Origin of the sequence: Micromonospora sp. WMMA1998, from assembly GCF_027497375.1 — a bacterium.
Classification (GTDB): Bacteria; Actinomycetota; Actinomycetes; order Mycobacteriales; family Micromonosporaceae; genus Micromonospora; species Micromonospora sediminicola.
The window spans coordinates 1,423,609-1,441,858 of the sequence record NZ_CP114911.1; the positions used below are offsets into that span (position 1 = coordinate 1,423,609).

Consider the following 18,250-nt stretch of genomic DNA (forward strand, 5'->3'; position numbering starts at 1 on the left):
TCAGGCAGATGCCGGTCGTCCAGCCACGAACAGCACCACGGTGAAACCGGTCGGCCGCCAGACCTGCGCCGGCCGGTACCCGGCCCGCAGCGCCCGCTCCGCCGGACCGTCGCCGGACGGCGCCACGGCGGTCCCGGAACGGATCAGCCACAGCCGGCGGTGACCGTCGGGGCAACCGGCACAGGCGAGCGGACCCGCATCGGCGAGCACGTCGGCCGGCCGCCGGTCGGCGGGGAGGTAACGCGCCAGCACCGTGCGCCCGGTCGGATCGGCGTAGAGCACGGCGTCCCCGCGCTGACCCAGACCGTCGACGATCGCCGCGACCCGGCGGGGATCCTGGCCGTGGCCGTCGGGCGCCCGCGCCGCGGCCTGGGCCGGCGCGCCGACCAGGGCGACCGCCGCCAGCCCGGCCACCGCCCAGCCGGCGCGCATCCGCGACAGCGCGGCCGCGCCGAGCACCGCCCAGGCCGGCAGGGTGAACAGCAGGACGGCCGGCGACCAGACCGGCACGGTCCGGGCGACGAGCAGCAACCCGAGCGCCGGCACGAGCGCCCACGCGGTGCAGATCGCGGCGGCGTAGCGCAGCGGGAGGCTGAACAGGGCCAGACCGGCCAGCAGGGCGCCGACGGCGACGGCCCCGAACAGGTCCCGGGGTGTCGCCACCAGCGCCGCCGGGTCGACGCGGACGCCGGGTGCGAGCCGCGCGCCGGCCCGGACCCCGGCCCAGAGCAGCGCGGCCACCGGGAGCGCCGCCAGGACCACTGTCGCCAGCCAGCGGGCGGCGGCCGCCCGGCGGAAGGCGAGCACGACCCAGCCATGGCCGGCGAGCAGCAGCAGCGCGGCCGGCTGGCACAGGCCCAGCAGGACCACGGCCCCGGCGTACGGCGCGAGCCGGCGCACGCCCGGCCGGTCCACAGCCGCCGGCAGCAGCCAGGTGGCGAGCACGGCCGCGCAGACGGCCAGCGCGTACGGCTGGGCCTCCTGCGCGTACCGGGTCGAGGTCGGCAGCGCCGCGAAGAGCAGGCCGGCCAGCACGCCCGTGCCGGGGGTGAACATCCGCGCGGCGAGCGCGCCGACGAGCGCCGCGGCCACGGTCACCGCCAGCAGCGACGGTACGCGCAGCGTGGGATCCGCGGCGCCGAACAGCGCCGCCCAGCCCCGGATCAGCAGGTGGTACGGCACGAGCGTGACCTCGTCCCCGGCCAACGCCGACCGGAGGTCGCGCCACGGGGACGTGGCCGCGCGCCAGGTGTCCAGTTCCTCGGCCCGCAGGCCCGGCCGGTCCAGCCCGACGCCACCCAGTCCGCCGGTCAGCAGCGCCGGCAGCAGCCACGCGGCGACCCGCCACCGGGTCGGCCGGCGCGCGACGCTCGCGGGGGCCCGGCGCGGCCGGTCCTCGCCCCACGGATCCTCGACGCCGACCTCCGCCGGCCCGAGCCGGGGCAGCACCATGGTGTCCGCGTCCATCATCGTGACTCACGCATCCCTGTTGGGGGCCGGCGACCGGGGTCCAGCCGACCGGGCGCGACGACGCCGGGACCCGTGGGTCACGGGCTGGACAACACCCCGGAGCCTACTGAGCCGAAATCGACATAACATCCGATATGCCGTGAAAGCCCCAACAAGGGGTGCGGGGCGGGCGGTGCAGTCCCCGCGAGTGGGACACCACCACCCGCCCCGGGGTTGGCGGCGCTCAGCCGACCTCGGTGGTCGTCCAGCGTGGCGCGGCGTTGGTCACCGCGACCGTGTCACCGACCAGCGTGGTCGACGCCCACGCGTCCCGCCGCACGCTGGTGCCGACCCACACCTCCACGTCCCCGGGCTCCACGACCCGGGTCAGCGTGCGGTCGGAGAAGGCCAGGCGGGTGGTGGGCACCGTCAGCTCGACCGTGACCGCCTCGCCCGGTTCGAGGCGCACCCGCCGGTACCCGAGCAACTGCGCCACCGGCCGGGTCACCGACGCCACCAGGTCGCGGCCGTAGAGCTGGACCACCTCGTCGCCGGCGACCGCCCCGGTGTTGGCCACCCGCACCGTGACCCGCAGCGCCCCGTCGGTCGGCACGGTGCCGGGCACGGTCAGCTCGGCGTACCCGAACGTGGTGTAGGACAGGCCGTGGCCGAACGGCGCCACCGGCGTCGCCGGCAGGTTGGTCACCTCGCCACCCTCGCCCAGCGTGGGGTGCAGGTACGAGTACGGCTGCGCCCCCGCCGGGCCGGGCAGGGTGACCGGCAGCCGGCCCGACGGGTTGACCCGCCCGGAGAGTACGCCCGCGATCGCGCCGGCGCCCTCCTCGCCGGGGAAGAACGCCTGCACGACGGCCGCGCACCGGGACAGCGCCCACCCGACGGCGTACGGCCGGCCGGTGAGCAGCACCAGCACGACCGGGGTGCCGGTGGCCAGCACCGCCTCGACGAGTTCGCGCTGGACACCGGGCAGCTCCAGGTCGTCCCGGTCACAGCCCTCACCGACCGTGCCGCGCCCGAACAGGCCGGCGTGGTCGCCGACGACGAGCACCGCGACGTCGGCGGCGGACGCGACGGCCACCGCCTCGGCGAACCCGGACCGGTCGTCGGTGTCCACCTCGCAGCCGGTGGCGAACGTGACCAGGTCGGCCCCGAACTCCGCGCGGGTCGCGTCGAGCACGGTCGGCACCTCGAAGCCGGTCTCCACGCCAGGATGCTGGACGAGCACGTGGTTGAGGAAGGAGTAGCAGCCGAACAGCGCGCCCGGCCGGTCCGCGTTCGGGCCGACGACCGCCACCCGCCGGCCGGCGGGCAGGGGCAGGACGTCCCGGTTGGCCACCAGGACGAGCGACTCCTCGGCCAGACGGCGGGCGAGCGCCCGGTGCTCCGGCGAGTCCAGGTCGACCGCCCGGGGCGGCTCCTCGGCGAACGTGGCGTCGAGCAGGCCGAGTTCCCACTTCTGCCGCAGAACCCGCAGCACCGCCCGGTCGACCAACGCCTCGTCGACCGCGCCGGAGCGCACCGTGTCCCGCAGCGTCAGGTAGGCGTCGCCGGTGGGCAGCTCGACGTCGACGCCGGCCGCGAGCGCCTGCCCGGCCGCCTCCGCGTGGTCGCGGGCGACGTGGTGCAGCAGGTTCAGGAAGGCGACCCCGTAGTAGTCGGCCACCACCGTGCCGTCGAAGCCCCACCGGTCCCGCAGCACGTCGGTCAGCAGCGTCGGGTCGGCGGCGACGGGCACGCCGTCGATCTCCGCGTACGAGTGCATGACGCTGCGTACGCCACCGTCGAGGACCGCCATCTCGAACGGCGGGAGCAGCACGTCGGCCAGCTCGCGGGGGCCGGCGTGCACCGGGGCGAAGTTGCGTCCGGCGCGGGAGGCGGAGTAGCCGGCGAAGTGCTTCACCGTGGCGTGCACCCCCTGTGACTGGAGGCCACGCACGTACGACGTGCCGATGGTGCCCACCAGGTAGGGGTCCTCGGCGATGCACTCGTCGACCCGGCCCCAGCGCGGGTCCCGGATCACGTCGAGCACCGGCGCCAGCCCCTGGTGGATGCCGAGCGCCCGCATCGAGGACCCGATCGCCGCGGCCATCTCGGTGACGAGGTCGGGGTCGAACGCGGCGCCCCAGGCCAGCGGGGTGGGGAAGGTGGCCGCCTTCCACGCCGACAGCCCGGTGAGGCACTCCTCGTGCACGATCGCCGGGATGCCCAGGCGGGTGCCGGTCACCAGGTCGCGCTGGAACCGCCACAGCCAGGCCGCGCGGGACGCGGCGTCGACCGGGCGGGTGCCGTAGACCCGGGTGAGGTGACCGAGCCCGTGGCGGGAGAACTCCTCCAGCCGGGCGGCGTCGGCGAACTCGCCCTGCAGGGGTGCGACCGCCTCACCGTCCTCCTTTTCCCAGAAGCCGACGAGCTGGGCGATCTTCTCCTCGATCGTCATCCGGGCGAGCAGCTCCCGGATGCGGGCCTCGCCGGCGTGCCCGTCCGGCCGGCCGTGGTCCGGGCCCGCCTGAGCCGGCGCCGGCCCGACCAGCACCGTGTGGACCTCTGTCATGTTGTGCCTTTCGCTTGGTTGTGCGCGTACCGCTGCCGCTCAGCCCTTGACCGCGCCCTGCAGGCCGCCGACGATCTGCTTCTCGGCGAGCGTGAAGAAGAGCAGGGCCGGCAGCATCGCCAACGACGTGAAGGCGAGGACGCCCGCCGTGTCGGTGGTGTACTGACTGGAGAAGTTCTGCACGCCCAGCGGCAGGGTGTGCAGGCTGACGTCGCCGAGGACGAGCAGCGGCAGCAGGAACGCGTTCCAGCTCGCCACGAACGCGAGGATGCCGACCGTGACGACCGCGGGCCGCGACAGCGGCAGCACGATCCGCCAGAGGAAGCCGAGCCGCCCGGCGCCGTCGATCGCCGCCGCGTCCTCCAGCTCCCGTGGGATGGCGGACAGGAACGGCCGCAGGATGACGATCGTGAGCGGCAGTGAGAAGGCCACCTGCGGGAGGATCACCGCGTAGTAGGAGTTGATCAGGTTCAGATCACGCAGCAGGAGATACAGAGGCAGGATCGCCGCGCCGGCCGGAAACAGCAGGCCGAGGGTGAAGAAGGTGTAGAGCGCCTCGCGTCCCCGGAACGTGTACCGGGCCAGCACGAACGCGGCGGCCATGCCGAGCACCACCACGCCGAGCGTGGTGCCGAGCGCGACCACGGCGCTGTTGAACGCCTGCCGCCAGAAGTCGCTCTGGGTCAGCACCCGGGAGTAGTTCTCCCAGACCCACGGGTCCGGCAGGCCGGCCGGGTCGGCCACGATCTGCGGCGTGGTCCGGAAACCGCCGACGACGACGTACACGACGGGGGCGATCGACACGGCCGCGACCGCGAGCGCCAGCGCGTAGGTCAGCGGCGTGTTCCACTGCACCGGCCGGCGGACGGCGGAGGGGGCGGATACGGAGTTCACGGCCACTGTCACTTCCCCTTCCGGGTGATGGCGCCCTCGATGTCACGGCGGAGAAGGAACCGCTGGAACAGCAGCGCCGCGACGAACGAGATGACGAACAGGATCACGGCCACCGCGTTGCCGTAGCCCCACAGCCGGGCGAAGAAGCCGTTGTCCACCATGTAGGTGGCCATGGTGGCCGAGGCGCCGAGCGAGCGCACCGCGGGCACGGAGGTCACCCAGACCATGTCGAAGACCTGCAACGAGCCGATCATCGACAGGAACATCCAGATCCTGATGGTGGGGCCGAGCAGCGGCAGCGTGACGTGGCGCTGGATCTGCCACCAGCTCGCGCCGTCGATCTCGGCGGCCTCGTTCAGCTCCGGCGGCACGTTCGACAGGCCGGCGAGCAGGAGGATGATGGCGAAGCCGACGTACTTCCAGGTGAGCACGAACAGCAGCGTCCAGATGACCACGTCGAGGTCGGCCAGCCACGCCTGCACGAAGCCGCCCAGTCCGACCGACCGCAGCAGCGCGTCGAGCGTGCCGCCGTCGGCCAGGATCAGCTTCCACATGATGCCGACGGTGACCTCGGCGAGCACGTACGGCACGAAGGCCAGCAGGCGGAACGCCGAGCGTCCGCGGAAGCGGCGGTTGAGCAGCAGGGCGATGCCGAGTGCGACGGGCCCCTGGATGAGCAGCGACCCGAACACGATGATCGCGTTGTTGCGCAGCGCGTCGAGGAAGATCGGGTCCTGGAACGCGAGCGTGTAGTTGCGGAAGCCGACGTACTCGGTGGGCGGGCCGACGCCGCGCCAGCGGAACAGGCTGTAGTAGAACGCGAAGCCCATCGGCACCAGCACGAACAGCACGTAGATGAGGACCGCCGGCGTGGTCAGCCCGATGATCTCGTACCACTTGCGGCGGGTCTCGGCGCGGCGCGAGGCAGCTCGTGCGCCGGACCGGAGGCCCGCCGGCGGCGCGGTCACGCCGCCGGCGGGCACACGGGTCTGCGATGCGGACGTCACTTGCTCGCGGCCGCCTTCATGGCCGAGACGACCTTCTCAGGTGTCCCGTTGCCGGCGAAGATCGCGACGATCGCGTCGTTCATCGCGTTGCCGACGGTGCTGCCGTAGGCGGTGTCGAGCCAGAGCTGCACGTAGGTGGCGTCGGAGGTGGCCTGCAGGATCGACTTCAGGGCCGGGTCGGTGACGCCGTCGGCCGCGCCCTTGGCGACCGGCAGGCCGGTGCCGGTGGCGGCGTAGCCCTTCTGCACCTCGGGGCTGACGAGGTACTTGAGGAACTCGACGCACTCGGCCGGGGCGCTCTTGGCGCAGGCGAAGCCGTCGCCGCCGCCCAGGGCGGCCTTCGGGTCACCGGCGGAGCCGGAGATCGCCGGCACCGGGAACCAGCCGAGGAACTTGCCCAGGGCCGCCTTGTCCGTGGCGACGGTGTCCAGGGTGCCGCGGTTCCAGTCGCCCATCAGCTCCATCGCGGCCTTGCCGTTGGCGAGCAGGCCGTTGGCGCTGGTCGGGTCGTTCTGGCCCGGCGTGGCGATGAAGTTGTTCTGGAACGGCTTGGTGTCGATGAACGCCTTCAGGTCCTGGCCGGCCTTGACGAAGCACGGGTCGTCGAAGGTCCGGTCGGTGGTGGCCTTCTTCAGCGTGTCGACCGAGCAGGCACGCAGCGCGAAGTTGTACCACCAGTGCGCGGCGGGCCACTTGTCACCGGCGCCGAGGGCGATCGGGACCACGTTGATGGCCTTGAGCTTGGTGACGGCGGTGTTGAGTTCCTCGAAGGTGGCCGGCGGCGCCGTGATGCCCGCCTTGGCGAACATGTCCTTGTTGTACCAGACGCCCTCGATGCCCATCCGGTACGGCAGGCCGTACTGCTTGCCGTTCACCTGCCAGATCTCCGAGGCGCTACCGATGTCGGCCACCTCGGTCTTCACCTGGTCGGTGATGTCCTTGAGGTAGTCGGCCTCGACCTGCTCGCGCATCTCACCGCCGCCCCAGGCCTGGAAGATGTCCGGCGGGTCGTTGCTCAGCAGCGCGGCGGGCAGCCGGGTGCGCTGGAGCTGGTTGGTCTCGATCGCCTCGATCTCGATCTTGACGGTCGGGTGGGCGGTGGAGAAGTCCTTGGCGACCTTCTCCCAGTACGTCTTGCCGGGGCCGTCCTGGGAGGCGTTGTGCCACCAGGTCAGCGTCACCGGGTTCTTGTACAGCTCACTTCCCGCGTCCGTCTCGTCGTCGCCACCGCCGTTGCATCCGGTGGCGACCAGGGCGGTTGTCACAAGCAGTGCCAGCACGGCAGCAGCGCGGCGCTTCATCGCCATGAATGTCTCCTCGACCACGTAGTCGGGTTACCTGCCGGGGAGTGTTACAGCCACGTAACTCGATGTCAATCGGTATCGATAACGTTTTCGAAACCGTAGCGACGCGCACGGGCGGGCCCTCTATCATCGTCGGCGTGGTGTTCCCGGAGCGCGTCAAGATGTCGGACGTGGCACGTACCGCCGGCGTCTCGGTGGCAACGGTATCGAAGGTTGTGAATGGCAGGTACGGCGTCGCCCAGGCCACCGTCGAACGCGTGCAGCAGGTCATCCACGACCTCGGGTACGAGGCCGACCTCGGCGCGCAGAGCCTGCGCAGCCATCGCACCAACGTGCTGGGCATCCTGGTCGCCGAGTTCGAGCCGTTCTCGACCGAGCTGCTCAAGGGGGCGTCCCGGGAGGTCGCCGGCAGCGGCTACCAACTGTTGGCCTACTCCAGCGGCGACGGCGAGGGCGCGGCCATCGGCTGGGAACGCCGCTCCCTGGCCCGCCTGTCCGGGACGCTCATCGACGGCGCCGTGATCGTGACGCCGACCGTGGTCGAGACGAAGCACGGCTTCCACGTGGTGGCCGTCGACCCGCACACCGGCCCGTCCGGCCTGCCGACGGTCGACTCGGACAACTTCGCCGGCGCCGTCCTCGCGACGAACTACCTGCTCTCCCTCGGCCACCGCCGCATCGGGCACATCAGCGGACGCCCCGACCTGGAGTCGGCGCGGCTGCGGGAGGCCGGATTCCGCCGGGCCATGGCCGACGCCGGGGTGGCGGTGGACGAGCGGCTCGTGCGCGTCGGCGGCTTCCGCATCGAGAGCGCCGCGAGCACGGCGGCCGAACTGTTGGCGCTCCCCGACCGGCCGACGGCGATCTTCGCGGGCAACGACCTCTCGGCGATCTCGACGCTGGACGTGGCGCGCGGCGCGGGCCTGAGCGTGCCGGACGACCTGTCGGTGATCGGCTTCGACAACGTCCCGGAGTCCGCGTTGGTCGACCCGCCGCTGACGACGATCCGGCAACCGCTGCAACGCATGGGCGCGGAGTCGCTGCGCCTGCTGATCGACCTGATCGCGGGCGTGCAGCGCGACACGCACATCCGGCTGCCCACCGAGCTGGTGGTCCGGGCGTCCTGCCGACCCCTGCGCTGAGCCGGGCATCCGTCACCCGGCCGGCCGGGCGGCGCTGTCGCGCACCACCAGCTCGGTGGTCAGCTCCACCCGCCGGCTCTCGGTCCGCTCACCCCGGGCCAGCCGCAGGACCGTGCGGGCGGCGAGCATCCCCATCTCGGCGAGCGGCTGGCGCACGGTGGTCAGCGGCGGGGAGCACCACCGCGCCTCCGGCAGGTCGTCGAAGCCCACCACGCTGACGTCGTCCGGCACCCGCAGGCCGCGTCGGCGTACCGCCTCGTAGGCGCCGAGGGCCATCTGGTCGCTGGCCGCGAAGATCGCGGTGGGCGGATCCGGCAGGGCCAGCAGCCGCTCGCCCCCGGTGAAACCGGCCTCGTGGTAGAAGTTGCCCGGACGGATCAGCTCGTCGTCCACCCCGAGACCGGCGGCTTCCAGTGCCGCCCGGTAACCGTCCAGGCGGGCCCGGCTGCACATCAGATGCGCCGGTCCGCCGATGAACCCGATCCGCCGGTGGCCGAGACCGAGCAGGTACTCGGTGGCCCGCAGACTGCCGACCCAGTTGGTCGCGCCGATCGCCGGTGCCTCCTGCGGCGGCACGCCGGCCGGGTCGACGATGACGACCGGGAGGTTGAGCCGGCTCAGCTCCGCCTGCAGCGGCGCCTCCAGGGTCGAGGTCACGAAGATGACGCCCTCGGTCGAGCGGACCCTGAGATTGTGCAGCCACTGCCGCGCCGACGAGGTACGCCGGTGGATGGCGGACACCACGGTGCCGATGCCGGCCGCGTGCGCGACGTCCTCGACCCCCCGGATGATCTCGACCGCCCACGGGCTGTCCAGGTCGTTGAAGACCAGGTCGATCAGGCCGGAGCTGGCCCGCATGCTCGGCGGACGGCGACGGTAGCCGTGCCGCGCGAGCAGCTGCTCGATCCGCTCCCGCGTCTGCGGGGAGACGTCGGAGCGGCCGTTGACCACCCGCGAGACCGTCGGCACCGAGACGCCGGCCAGGCGTGCGATCGTCGCGATGGTGACCTTGTCGGACACGGGATCTCCGGAACTTTCAGCGATGGAGCGAAACGTCTTCCGGCATTGGCCGGTAGGTTACGACCCGTCTGTGCCCCGGTCAAGGCTCCCCGGCAGCTGCGTCGAGCCGATACGGTGGGCCGCAACTCCGCACTGTCCGGAGCGGAAGTTCCGGAACGTCGTCAGTGGACCGAGCCCGAGGAGTCGCCGATGTCGACCGAGATCGCCCCCCTGCCCGCCGTCACCCGGTCGATCCGCAACCCGGTCCTCACCGGGTTCCACCCGGATCCCTCGATCCTGCGTGTCGGCGACGACTACTACCTGGCCACCTCGACCTTCGAGTGGTATCCGGGGGTCGGGATCCACCACTCCCGCGACCTGGTGCACTGGCGCCCGCTCGGCGGGATCGTCACCGAGCGCCGGCTGCTGGACCTGCGGGGCTGCGGGGACTCCAACGGGGTGTGGGCGCCGGACCTGACCTGGCACGACGGGTTGTTCCACCTCGTCTACAGCGACGTCGCCAGCTTCGCCAGCGGCTACTGGGACCCGCAGAACTACCTGATCACCGCCCCGGACATCGGCGGGCCCTGGTCGGACCCGGTGAAGCTGCACGCGCACGGCTTCGACGCGGCGCTGTTCCACGACACCGACGGCAGCACCTGGCTGCTGAGCCTGAGCGCGGACTGGCGACCGGGCCGGGACCGCTTCGGCGGGATCGAGATCCAGCGCTACGACCGCGAACGACGACGGCTGGTCGGCGAGGCGCGGATCATCTTCCACGGCACCTCGGCCGGGCTGACCGAGGGTCCGCACCTCTACCGGCGCGACGGCTGGTACTGGCTGGTCACGGCCGAGGGCGGGACCAGTTGGGAGCACCAGGTCACGGTCGCCCGCTCCCGCCACCTGCTCGGCCCCTACCTGGCCGACCCGAGGGGACCGCTGCTCACCTCCGCCGGCCGGCCGGAGCTGCGGCTGCAGAAGGCGGGCCACGGGTGCCTGGTCGAGACGCAGCAGGGCGACTGGTACCTCGCCCACCTGGCGGCCCGCCCCTACTCCCCGCTGGGCAACTGCGTCCTCGGGCGGGAGACCGCGATCCAGCGGGTCGACTGGCCGGCCGGGCAGTGGCCCACCGTGCCCGGTCGCGTGCCGGCCGACACCGTCGCGGCGCCGGACCTGCCCGCGCACCCCTGGCCGGAGGAGCCGGCCACCGACCACTTCGACGGACCCACGCTGTCCGCCCGCTGGTCGACGCTGCGCCGCCCGGCCGGCGACGACTGGCTGGACCTGACGGCGCGCCCGTCGCACCTGCGGCTGCACGGCGGGCAGTCGCCGGTGGGCCGGCAGACACCGAGCCTGGTCGCCCGGCGGGTCGGCGCCGAGCGGTGCGTGCTGGAGACCGTCGTCGAGTTCGACCCGGCCGACCACCGGCAGCTGGCCGGAGTCGCCGCGTACTACAACACCACCAACTGGCATCACCTCTACCTCACCCGGGCCGACGACGGCCGCCGGGTGCTCGAGCTGCTGAGCTGCGACCGGGGCCGGCGGACCGCGTATCCGGAGTTCACCGTGGACGCCGGCGACGGCGCGCGGGTCGGGCTGCGGGCGCGGTTCGACGGGCCGGTGGTCCACGTCGGGTACGACCTGGGCGACGGCTGGCGGGACCTGCCGGTCGACCTGGACGCGACGATCCTCTCCGACGAGCACGCCGCCCTCGTCGTCGACGGCGAGCCGGCCGCCTGGGGCTTCACCGGCGCGTTCCTCGGCCTCTGGGTGCAGGACCTCGGGGGCGACGGCGGATACGCCGACTTCGACCACGCCACCTACCGGCAGGAGTGAGCGTCCCGCAGGGACGGTTGACGACCGACATCGACGTCCGTAGTGTTCCGGGTCACTTTCGGAAGTATCCCGAAAGTTTCGGAACCGTCCCTCCGGAAGGAACGACCATGAAGCTGAGACGCTGGATCGTCGCCGGCGCGGTCGCCGTGGCCACCGTCGCCGCCCTCAACGTCGCACCCGCCACCGCCGGCCGCCCGTACGATCCGGCCGCGCAGAGCCTGCGCGCGCTGGCCCAGCGGCACGGCCTGTACATCGGCACCGCGGTGGACATGGACGCGCTCGCCGACCCCGCCGACCCGCGCTACCGCGAGCTGGCCGGGTCCGAGTTCTCCACCGTCACCGCCGAGAACGCGATGAAGTGGGAGAGCCTGGAGCCGACCCGGGGCACCTACAACTGGGGACCGGCCGACCGACTGGTCGACTTCGCCCGCCAGCACGGCCAGCGGGTCCGTGGCCACGTGCTCGTGTGGCACAACCAGCTGCCGGCCTGGCTCACCGAGGGGGTCGCGGACGGCTCGATCGACAAGGCCGAGCTGCGCCGGATCCTGCGCGACCACGTCACCGCGGTGGTGCGCCACTTCAAGGGCCGGATCTGGCAGTGGGACGTGGTGAACGAGGCGGTCAGCGACCCCTGGGACACCCCGTCCACGCTGCACTACAAGGGCTTCTGGGCGGAGAACCTCGGTCCCGGCTACATCGCTGACGCGTTCCGCTGGGCCCGGGCCGCCGACCCGAAGGCGCTGCTGTTCTACAACGACTACAACATCGAGGCGTTCGGCTCCGGCAACCCGGCCGACGACAAGACGCAGTTCGTCTACGAGATGGCCCGTGACCTGCGCGCCCGTGGGGTGCCGATCGACGGGGTCGGCAGCCAGGGGCACCTGGGCACCCAGTACGGCAACTACGACACCCTCCAGGTCGCCGCGGCGCTGCGCAGGTTCGCCGGCCTGGGGCTGGCCACCGCGTTCACCGAGGTCGACGTGCGCAGCCAGCTCACCGCCGGGGTCCAGGCGGGTGACTCCGCCGAGATCAACCCGCGGTTGCAGGCGTCCGCGGCGAACTTCAGCACGTTGCTGCGGGCCTGCCTGGCCGAGCGGCACTGCCTGTCGTTCACGCTCTGGGGCTTCACCGACCGGCACTCCTGGGTGCCGGACTGGTTCGAGAACCCGCCGGAGGGACTGGCCACCGCGTACGACGAGAACTACCGGCCCAAGCGCGCGTACCAGGAGATGAAGGCCGACCTCATCTTCTCCGGCCCGCCGTTCGTGCTGCCCCGCGTCCCGCAGCAGCCGCGCCGGTAGCCCGTCTCGACCGTCGCGGCGGGGCCGGTCCCCCGACCGGCCCCGCCGCGACCTTCCGGAAATCGTTGACGTTGTTGCGGCCCGATGCGGAGAATGACGGTCGCGAATGGAGCCCTCCCGCGGGAGCGGCCTCCGACCGACTCACGGTGGCGGGGAACGCACCCCGGCACGCGCGGCCCCGGGCAGCCGCGCCGCGCCGGCGCCGTGGCGGGCAAGTCGTCGGAGCGGGCTCCTCATCCACCACCCGTGAGAAAGGCTTCGTGATGGACAAGGTGCTCGCCCGCGGCAGCGGGAGCCCGACCGCCCGATACCGGCCGCGTGCCGCCCTGCTGTCGGCCGCCGTCGGCGCGGCGCTGGTCGCGGCCACGGTCGCGATGGCGACCAGCGCCAGCGCCGGGACCACCCTGGGCGCGGCGGCGGCGGAACAGGGCCGCTACTTCGGCACCGCGGTGGCCGCGAACAAGCTGTCGGACGCCACGTACGTCGGCATCCTGAACCGCGAGTTCACTATGGTCACCCCCGAGAACGAGATGAAGTGGGACGCCACCGAGCCGTCCCAGGGCCAGTTCAGCTACACCAACGCCGACCGGATCGTCGCCCACGCCCAGGCCAACGGCATGCGGGTACGCGGCCACGCGCTGGCCTGGCACTCGCAACAGCCCGGCTGGGCGCAGAACCTGTCCGGCAGCGCGCTGCGCCAGGCGATGGTCAACCACATCACCCAGGTCGCCACCCACTACAAGGGCAAGATCTACGCCTGGGACGTGGTCAACGAGGCGTTCGACGACGGCAGCGGCGGCCGGCGCGACTCCAACCTCCAGCGCACCGGCAACGACTGGATCGAGGTGGCGTTCCGCACCGCGCGCGCCGCCGACCCGGGCGCCAAGCTCTGCTACAACGACTACAACACCGACAACTGGACCTGGGCCAAGACCCAGGGCGTCTACAACCTGGTCAAGGACTTCAAGGCCCGGGGCGTGCCGATCGACTGCGTCGGCCTGCAGTCGCACTTCAACAGCGGCTCGCCGTACCCGAGCAACTACCGCACCACGTTGCAGAACTTCGCCGCCCTCGGCGTCGACGTGCAGATCACCGAACTCGACATCGAGGGTTCGGGCAGCGCCCAGGCCACCACGTACGCCAACGTGGTCAAGGACTGCCTGGCCGTGTCGCGGTGCACCGGCATCACCGTCTGGGGAATCCGGGACAGCGACTCCTGGCGGGCCGGCGGCACCCCGCTGCTCTTCGACGGCAACGGCAACAAGAAGGCGGCCTACACCGCCGCGCTCGACGCGCTCAACGCCGGCGGCACGCCGCCGCCGACCACCACGCCGCCGACCACCACGCCCCCGACCACGACTCCGCCGACGACCACGCCGCCCACCACCGCGCCGCCCACGACTCCCCCGCCCACCGGCGGCGGGTGCACCGCGTCGCTCACCACCAACCAGTGGCCCGGCGGGTTCGTCACCACCGTGCGCGTCACCGCCGGCGCCGGCGCGCTCAACGGCTGGACGGTGACGCTCACCGTGCCGTCCGGCTCGGCGGTCACCAACACGTGGAGCGCCCAGGCCAGCGGCGCCAGTGGCGCGGTGACGTTCCGCAACGTCGCCTACAACGGCCAGGTCGGTGCCGGCGGCAGCACCGAGTTCGGCTTCCAGGGGACCGGCACGGCCCCCTCCGGCACGCCCACCTGCGCGGCGGGCTGACCGCTGTGGCCCGGCGCGGGGAGGCCGCGCCGGGCCACGCCGTCGGGCTCAGGCCGCGCGGCGCCGGCCGAGTTCCGACTCCAGGCGTCCGATCAGCGTCTTGCGGGCCTTGCCGCCGCGTTCCCGGCGCAACGCCGCGTTCAGCTGACGCGTGTCGAGGCCCCGCACGAGTTTGACCGCCTCGGCCACCGGCAGCTCGTTCACCTGCTCCGCCGCCGTCGCGTCCCGGCGGGCCCGCTTCGCCGGGCCGGTGTTCGACACGTACTGCCGGCCGGAGCGCGACGCCCGCCGCTTGCGGGTGTCGGTCGCTTGGCGCTCCTTCTCCGACAGCTCCTCCCAGGCCTGTTTCGGCAGGTAACGGCGGGTTTCGCCGTCCTTGCGCGCGCGGGTGTCCCCGGACCGGGTCTGCCACTGCTCGCCGCCCCAGCGTTGCAGCGAGCGCTGCCGCTCGTCCTTCGGTCCCTCGAAGCCCCCACCGCGCTTCTTGTACTCGTTCGTCAGCAGCTGCGACTTGCGGGCGGACCACTGCCCCGGCCGCCCACCCTTGTCGGAGGCCTTGATCTCCTCCTTGAGCCGTTCCCGCAGCTCGGGCCTGGTGTACTTCGCCATGCCCAGGCGTTACCCGCGCCGGGCGCGGCCATGCCCGGCTCAGCCGGCACCGGAGCGGTAGGTGAGGTCCAGCGTGTCGACGCGGCCGGACCACTCCAACCGCAGGTGCCAGCAACCGGGCGCCGGCAGGTCGACGATGGACGGTCCGGGCCCGCCGGCCACCTCCCGCGTGACCCGGGTGGCGGTGCCGTCCCGGCTCGCGGTGATCACCAGAGTGGCGGACGTCGCCGGGTCGGTCGCGCCCGGCGCCGGGCGCGCCACCCAGAGGACCTTGTTGGCCGGCCCGTCGCCGCGGCCGTGGGTGAGCGGATGCCCGAACAGGATCGCGACGATGTCGCCCCGGGCGCCGAGCACGTGCGGCACCCGGGTGTCGCCGCTGAAGCCGGCGTCCGCCCACTCCGGCAGCGGCCCGGTGTCCACCCGGGACGGACAGCCTGTCGACGCGGAGGAGGCGACGTCCGACCGCGGCGGGTCCGGCGGCCCCGCGGTCGTGCAGCCGGCCAGCACCACCACCGACACCACCAGGACCCGGCCCGGACGCGACATCCCGCACCCCCGATCGACGACGAGCCTCGCCAACAGGACACCGGCCGCGCCCGGAAGGTTCCCGCCTCAGCCCAGCGAGCCCGCGATCCCGATCGCCTCGTCCCGTCCGAGGTCGCCCTCCAGCCGGTAACTCACCCCGGCGTGCTGCCAGATCAGCGTCGCGGCGGACAGGCGCGCGGTGGCCACCCGCACCGTCCCGCCCCGGTCCACGTACGCGAGCGCGTGCGGGCCGCCGACCCAGATCGCGAAGTCGCCGCGCACCTGGGTGAACGTGACGTCCGCCCCGGCCGCCTGCTTGTGGAACACGGGGTCGAGCGCGCCGTCGAAGGCGTCCAGCCGCAGCGCGCCGCCCCGGTAGAGCAGGCTCGCGACCCGGTGGCCGCCGGCATCGTCCGGGTCGGCCACCAGCACCCGCTCCGGTGCGCCGAGCCGGGCCGGCACCCGGATCGGGAAGCGGACCTGCCGCTGCGCCTCGACCAGCGTGACCGGGCGCTGCCCCGGCAGCGGCGACGGGGCGCAGCCGGGGGGCGGTGGCGTGGACGACGTGTCGACGACCACGCCGGCGAAACGCAGCAGCCCGGCCACCGCGTCGGCCAGGGCGGCCCGGCCCGGCGGCAGCGCCACCACGAGCAGGACGGCGAGCGCGGCCGCCAGCCCGTACCGCCACCGGCGTCGCGGCGCCGGCTCGGCGAGGCGGGCGCGGACCCGGGCGGTCACGTCCGGCGACCCGGCCGGCTCCAGCCATGCGGCCAGGTCGCGCAGCTCCCGCTCCAGGTCATCCACGGTGCACCACCTCGCGGTCGAGCAGGCCGCGCAGCTTCGCCAGCGCCCGGTGGGTCCGCGACTTCACCGTGCCCCGGGGGAGCCCCAGCACGGTCACGGTCTCCTCCTCGCCGAGGTCGAGCAGGTAGCGGCAGACGATCACCTCGCGGTCCCGTGCCGGCAGCCGGCGCAGCGCGTCCACCAGCGCGGCCCGTCGCTCGGCGGCGAGCACCGCGCCGAGGCCGTCGTCGGTGGTGGCCTCCGTCGTCGGGCCGGCCGTCGCCGCCCGGAACGTCAGCCCGTCCCGCCGGGTACGCGACCGGTGCAGGTTCCGGCTCTCGTTGGCCACGATGGCCAGCAGCCAGGACCGGAACGACGCCTCGCCCCGGTACCGGGACAGCTTCCGGTACGCCTTCACGAACGCCTCCTGGACCACGTCCTCGGCGTCCGCGACCTCCACCTCGGTCCACCTTCATGACACCGCGCGCGCCGGCCGGGTTCCACGGAGTTTGACCGGGGGCCGTGGCGGAAAGAGTGGCGGGATGAGCTGGGCCAGGAGAGCCGTACCCGCCGCCGTCGCCGCCGTGGCCGCGATCGCCGCGCGCGACCTGCTGCAACGTGACCACGCGCTGCGGCGCAACTTCCCCGTCCTCGGGCACGCCCGCTACCTGATCGAGTCGATCGGGCCGGAGCTGCGCCAGTACGTCGTGGCCGGCAACGACGAGGAGCGGCCCTTCACCCGCGACCAGCGGCGCTGGGTGTACGCCTCGGCGAAACAGGAGAACAACTACTTCGGGTTCGGCACCGACAACGACATCGAGCACACGGCCGGCTACCCGATCATCAAACACCGGACGTTCGGTCGGGCGGTGCCACCGTCGGCCCCGGGCGCCGGGCACGACGTGACGTTGCCCTGTGCCAAGGTGCTGGGCGCGGCGCGCGGCCGGCCGGGCGCCTTCCGTCCGGAGTCGGTGGTCAACATCTCCGGGATGAGTTTCGGCTCGCTCTCCGGCAACGCGGTGGAGGCGCTCAACCGGGGCGCCGCGCTGGCCGGCTGCCTGCAGAACACCGGCGAGGGCGGCCTGTCGCCCCACCACCGCAAGGGCGGTGAGCTGGTCTTCCAGCTGGGCACCGCCTACTTCGGCTGCCGGGACGAACGCGGCCGGTTCAGCCTGGACCGGCTCAAGGAGCTGGTCGCCGGCGCGCCGGTGCGGGCGCTGGAGATCAAGCTCAGCCAGGGCGCGAAGCCCAGCCTCGGCGGCCTGCTGCCGGCGGCGAAGGTCTCCGCCGAGATCGCCGCCACCCGGGGCATCCCCCAGGGCCAGGACTGCGTCAGCCCGTCCCGGCACGCCGAGTTCTCCGACTGCGACAGCCTGCTGGACTGGGTGGAGCTGCTCGCCGCCGAGACCGGGCTGCCGGTGGGCATCAAGTCCGCCGTCGGTGACCTGGGCTTCTGGGAGGAGCTGGCCACGCTGATGCGGGACACCGGCCGGGGCGTCGACTTCGTGACCGTCGACGGCGGCGAGGGCGGCACCGGCGCCGCCCCGCTGATCTTCAGCGACTCGGTCTCGTTGCCGTTCCAGCAGGGCTTCTCCCGGGTCTACCGGACCTTCGCCGAGCGCGACCTGCACGAGCAGGTGGTGTTCGTCGGCGCCGGCAAGCTCGGCCTGCCGGACAACGCGGTGGTGGCGTTCGCGCTCGGCGCCGACATGGTCAACGTCGGCCGGGAGGCCATGCTGGCGATCGGCTGCATCCAGGCGCAGAAGTGCCACACCGACACCTGCCCCACCGGCGTCGCCACCCAGAACACCTGGCTGGCGCGAGGGCTGGACCCGGCCCGCAAGTCGGTGCGGGCCGCCAACTACATCCGCACGCTGCGTCGCGACCTGGTCAAGGTCGCGGAGGCGTGCGGCGTCGAACATCCCGGTCTGATCGGCACCGACGCCGTCGAGATCCTCGACGGCCGCACCGCCTCCACCCCGCTGGACCAGGTGTACGGCTACCGGCCGGAGTGGGGGCTGCCGTCGGCGGCCGACCGGGCGGAGATCGTCCGGCTGATGACCGCCGAGGGGCCGCGCGGCGGCAGCGCGCCCCCCTCCCCCACCGCCGTCGGGTGATCGGGC

General features: G+C 73.1%; 15 protein-coding genes. 5 read left to right on the forward strand and 10 right to left on the reverse strand.

The window, feature by feature from the left end:
* From O7600_RS06145 to O7600_RS06165, 5 genes are all read right to left on the reverse strand, one after another.
* On the reverse strand, nt 1–1,470 hold the full coding sequence (locus tag O7600_RS06145) for a glycosyltransferase family 39 protein (RefSeq protein WP_281592709.1): 1,470 nt from the start codon (nt 1,468–1,470) through the stop codon (nt 1–3).
* 223 nt (nt 1,471–1,693) lie between these two features.
* Nucleotides 1,694–4,018 carry a glycoside hydrolase family 3 N-terminal domain-containing protein gene (locus tag O7600_RS06150; protein ID WP_281592710.1) on the reverse strand — a complete coding sequence of 775 codons (2,325 nt, stop codon included), beginning with the start codon at nt 4,016–4,018 and terminating at the stop codon, nt 1,694–1,696.
* Between the two features lie 39 nt (nt 4,019–4,057).
* A complete protein-coding gene (locus O7600_RS06155; RefSeq protein ID WP_281592711.1) occupies nt 4,058–4,924 on the reverse strand; it encodes a carbohydrate ABC transporter permease in 867 nt (288 codons plus the stop codon).
* Complete coding sequence (locus O7600_RS06160; RefSeq protein WP_281592712.1) at nt 4,921–5,919, reverse strand: sugar ABC transporter permease; 999 nt, start codon at nt 5,917–5,919, stop codon at nt 4,921–4,923. Before O7600_RS06160 ends, O7600_RS06155 begins: the two co-directional genes overlap by 4 nt.
* On the reverse strand, nt 5,916–7,226 hold the full coding sequence (locus tag O7600_RS06165) for an extracellular solute-binding protein (RefSeq protein ID WP_281592713.1): 1,311 nt from the start codon (nt 7,224–7,226) through the stop codon (nt 5,916–5,918). The genes O7600_RS06160 and O7600_RS06165 overlap by 4 nt, the downstream gene beginning before the upstream one ends.
* Before the next feature lie 158 nt (nt 7,227–7,384).
* Between O7600_RS06165 and O7600_RS06170 the strand changes: the two genes are divergently transcribed.
* A complete protein-coding gene (locus O7600_RS06170; RefSeq protein WP_281594078.1) occupies nt 7,385–8,365 on the forward strand; it encodes a LacI family DNA-binding transcriptional regulator in 981 nt (326 codons plus the stop codon).
* 12 nt (nt 8,366–8,377) lie between these two features.
* Here the strand turns inward: O7600_RS06170 and O7600_RS06175 are convergent, their stop codons facing one another.
* On the reverse strand, nt 8,378–9,385 hold the full coding sequence (locus tag O7600_RS06175; RefSeq protein ID WP_255292556.1) for a LacI family DNA-binding transcriptional regulator: 1,008 nt from the start codon (nt 9,383–9,385) through the stop codon (nt 8,378–8,380).
* Nucleotides 9,386–9,574: 189 nt separating this feature from the next.
* Here O7600_RS06175 and O7600_RS06180 point away from each other — a divergent pair, with 189 nt between their 5' ends.
* From O7600_RS06180 to O7600_RS06190, 3 genes are all read left to right on the forward strand, one after another.
* Nucleotides 9,575–11,200 (forward strand): glycoside hydrolase family 43 protein, encoded by a 1,626-nt coding sequence (locus tag O7600_RS06180; protein WP_281592714.1) that lies wholly within the window; start codon nt 9,575–9,577, stop codon nt 11,198–11,200.
* 107 nt (nt 11,201–11,307) lie between these two features.
* Nucleotides 11,308–12,501 (forward strand): endo-1,4-beta-xylanase, encoded by a 1,194-nt coding sequence (locus O7600_RS06185; RefSeq protein WP_281592715.1) that lies wholly within the window; start codon nt 11,308–11,310, stop codon nt 12,499–12,501.
* Between the two features lie 263 nt (nt 12,502–12,764).
* Nucleotides 12,765–14,210 carry an endo-1,4-beta-xylanase gene (locus tag O7600_RS06190; protein ID WP_281594079.1) on the forward strand — a complete coding sequence of 482 codons (1,446 nt, stop codon included), beginning with the start codon at nt 12,765–12,767 and terminating at the stop codon, nt 14,208–14,210.
* Between the two features lie 48 nt (nt 14,211–14,258).
* On the opposite strand, the gene O7600_RS06195 is transcribed toward O7600_RS06190, so the two are convergent.
* The 4 genes from O7600_RS06195 to O7600_RS06210 all read right to left on the reverse strand — a co-directional run bounded on the left by O7600_RS06195 (nt 14,259) and on the right by O7600_RS06210 (nt 16,587).
* A complete protein-coding gene (locus tag O7600_RS06195) occupies nt 14,259–14,819 on the reverse strand; it encodes a DUF5872 domain-containing protein (RefSeq protein ID WP_281592716.1) in 561 nt (186 codons plus the stop codon).
* Nucleotides 14,820–14,858: 39 nt separating this feature from the next.
* Complete coding sequence (locus O7600_RS06200; RefSeq protein ID WP_281592717.1) at nt 14,859–15,365, reverse strand: hypothetical protein; 507 nt, start codon at nt 15,363–15,365, stop codon at nt 14,859–14,861.
* Nucleotides 15,366–15,431: 66 nt separating this feature from the next.
* Nucleotides 15,432–16,148 (reverse strand): hypothetical protein, encoded by a 717-nt coding sequence (locus O7600_RS06205; RefSeq protein ID WP_281592718.1) that lies wholly within the window; start codon nt 16,146–16,148, stop codon nt 15,432–15,434.
* The gene (locus O7600_RS06210) at nt 16,141–16,587 is read right to left on the reverse strand and encodes a sigma-70 family RNA polymerase sigma factor (protein ID WP_281592719.1); all 447 of its coding nucleotides are present in this window, start codon (nt 16,585–16,587) and stop codon (nt 16,141–16,143) included. Before O7600_RS06210 ends, O7600_RS06205 begins: the two co-directional genes overlap by 8 nt.
* 82 nt (nt 16,588–16,669) lie before the next feature.
* Between O7600_RS06210 and O7600_RS06215 the strand changes: the two genes are divergently transcribed.
* The gene (locus O7600_RS06215; RefSeq protein WP_281592720.1) at nt 16,670–18,244 is read left to right on the forward strand and encodes an FMN-binding glutamate synthase family protein; all 1,575 of its coding nucleotides are present in this window, start codon (nt 16,670–16,672) and stop codon (nt 18,242–18,244) included.
* Nucleotides 18,245–18,250: the final 6 nt, after the last annotated feature.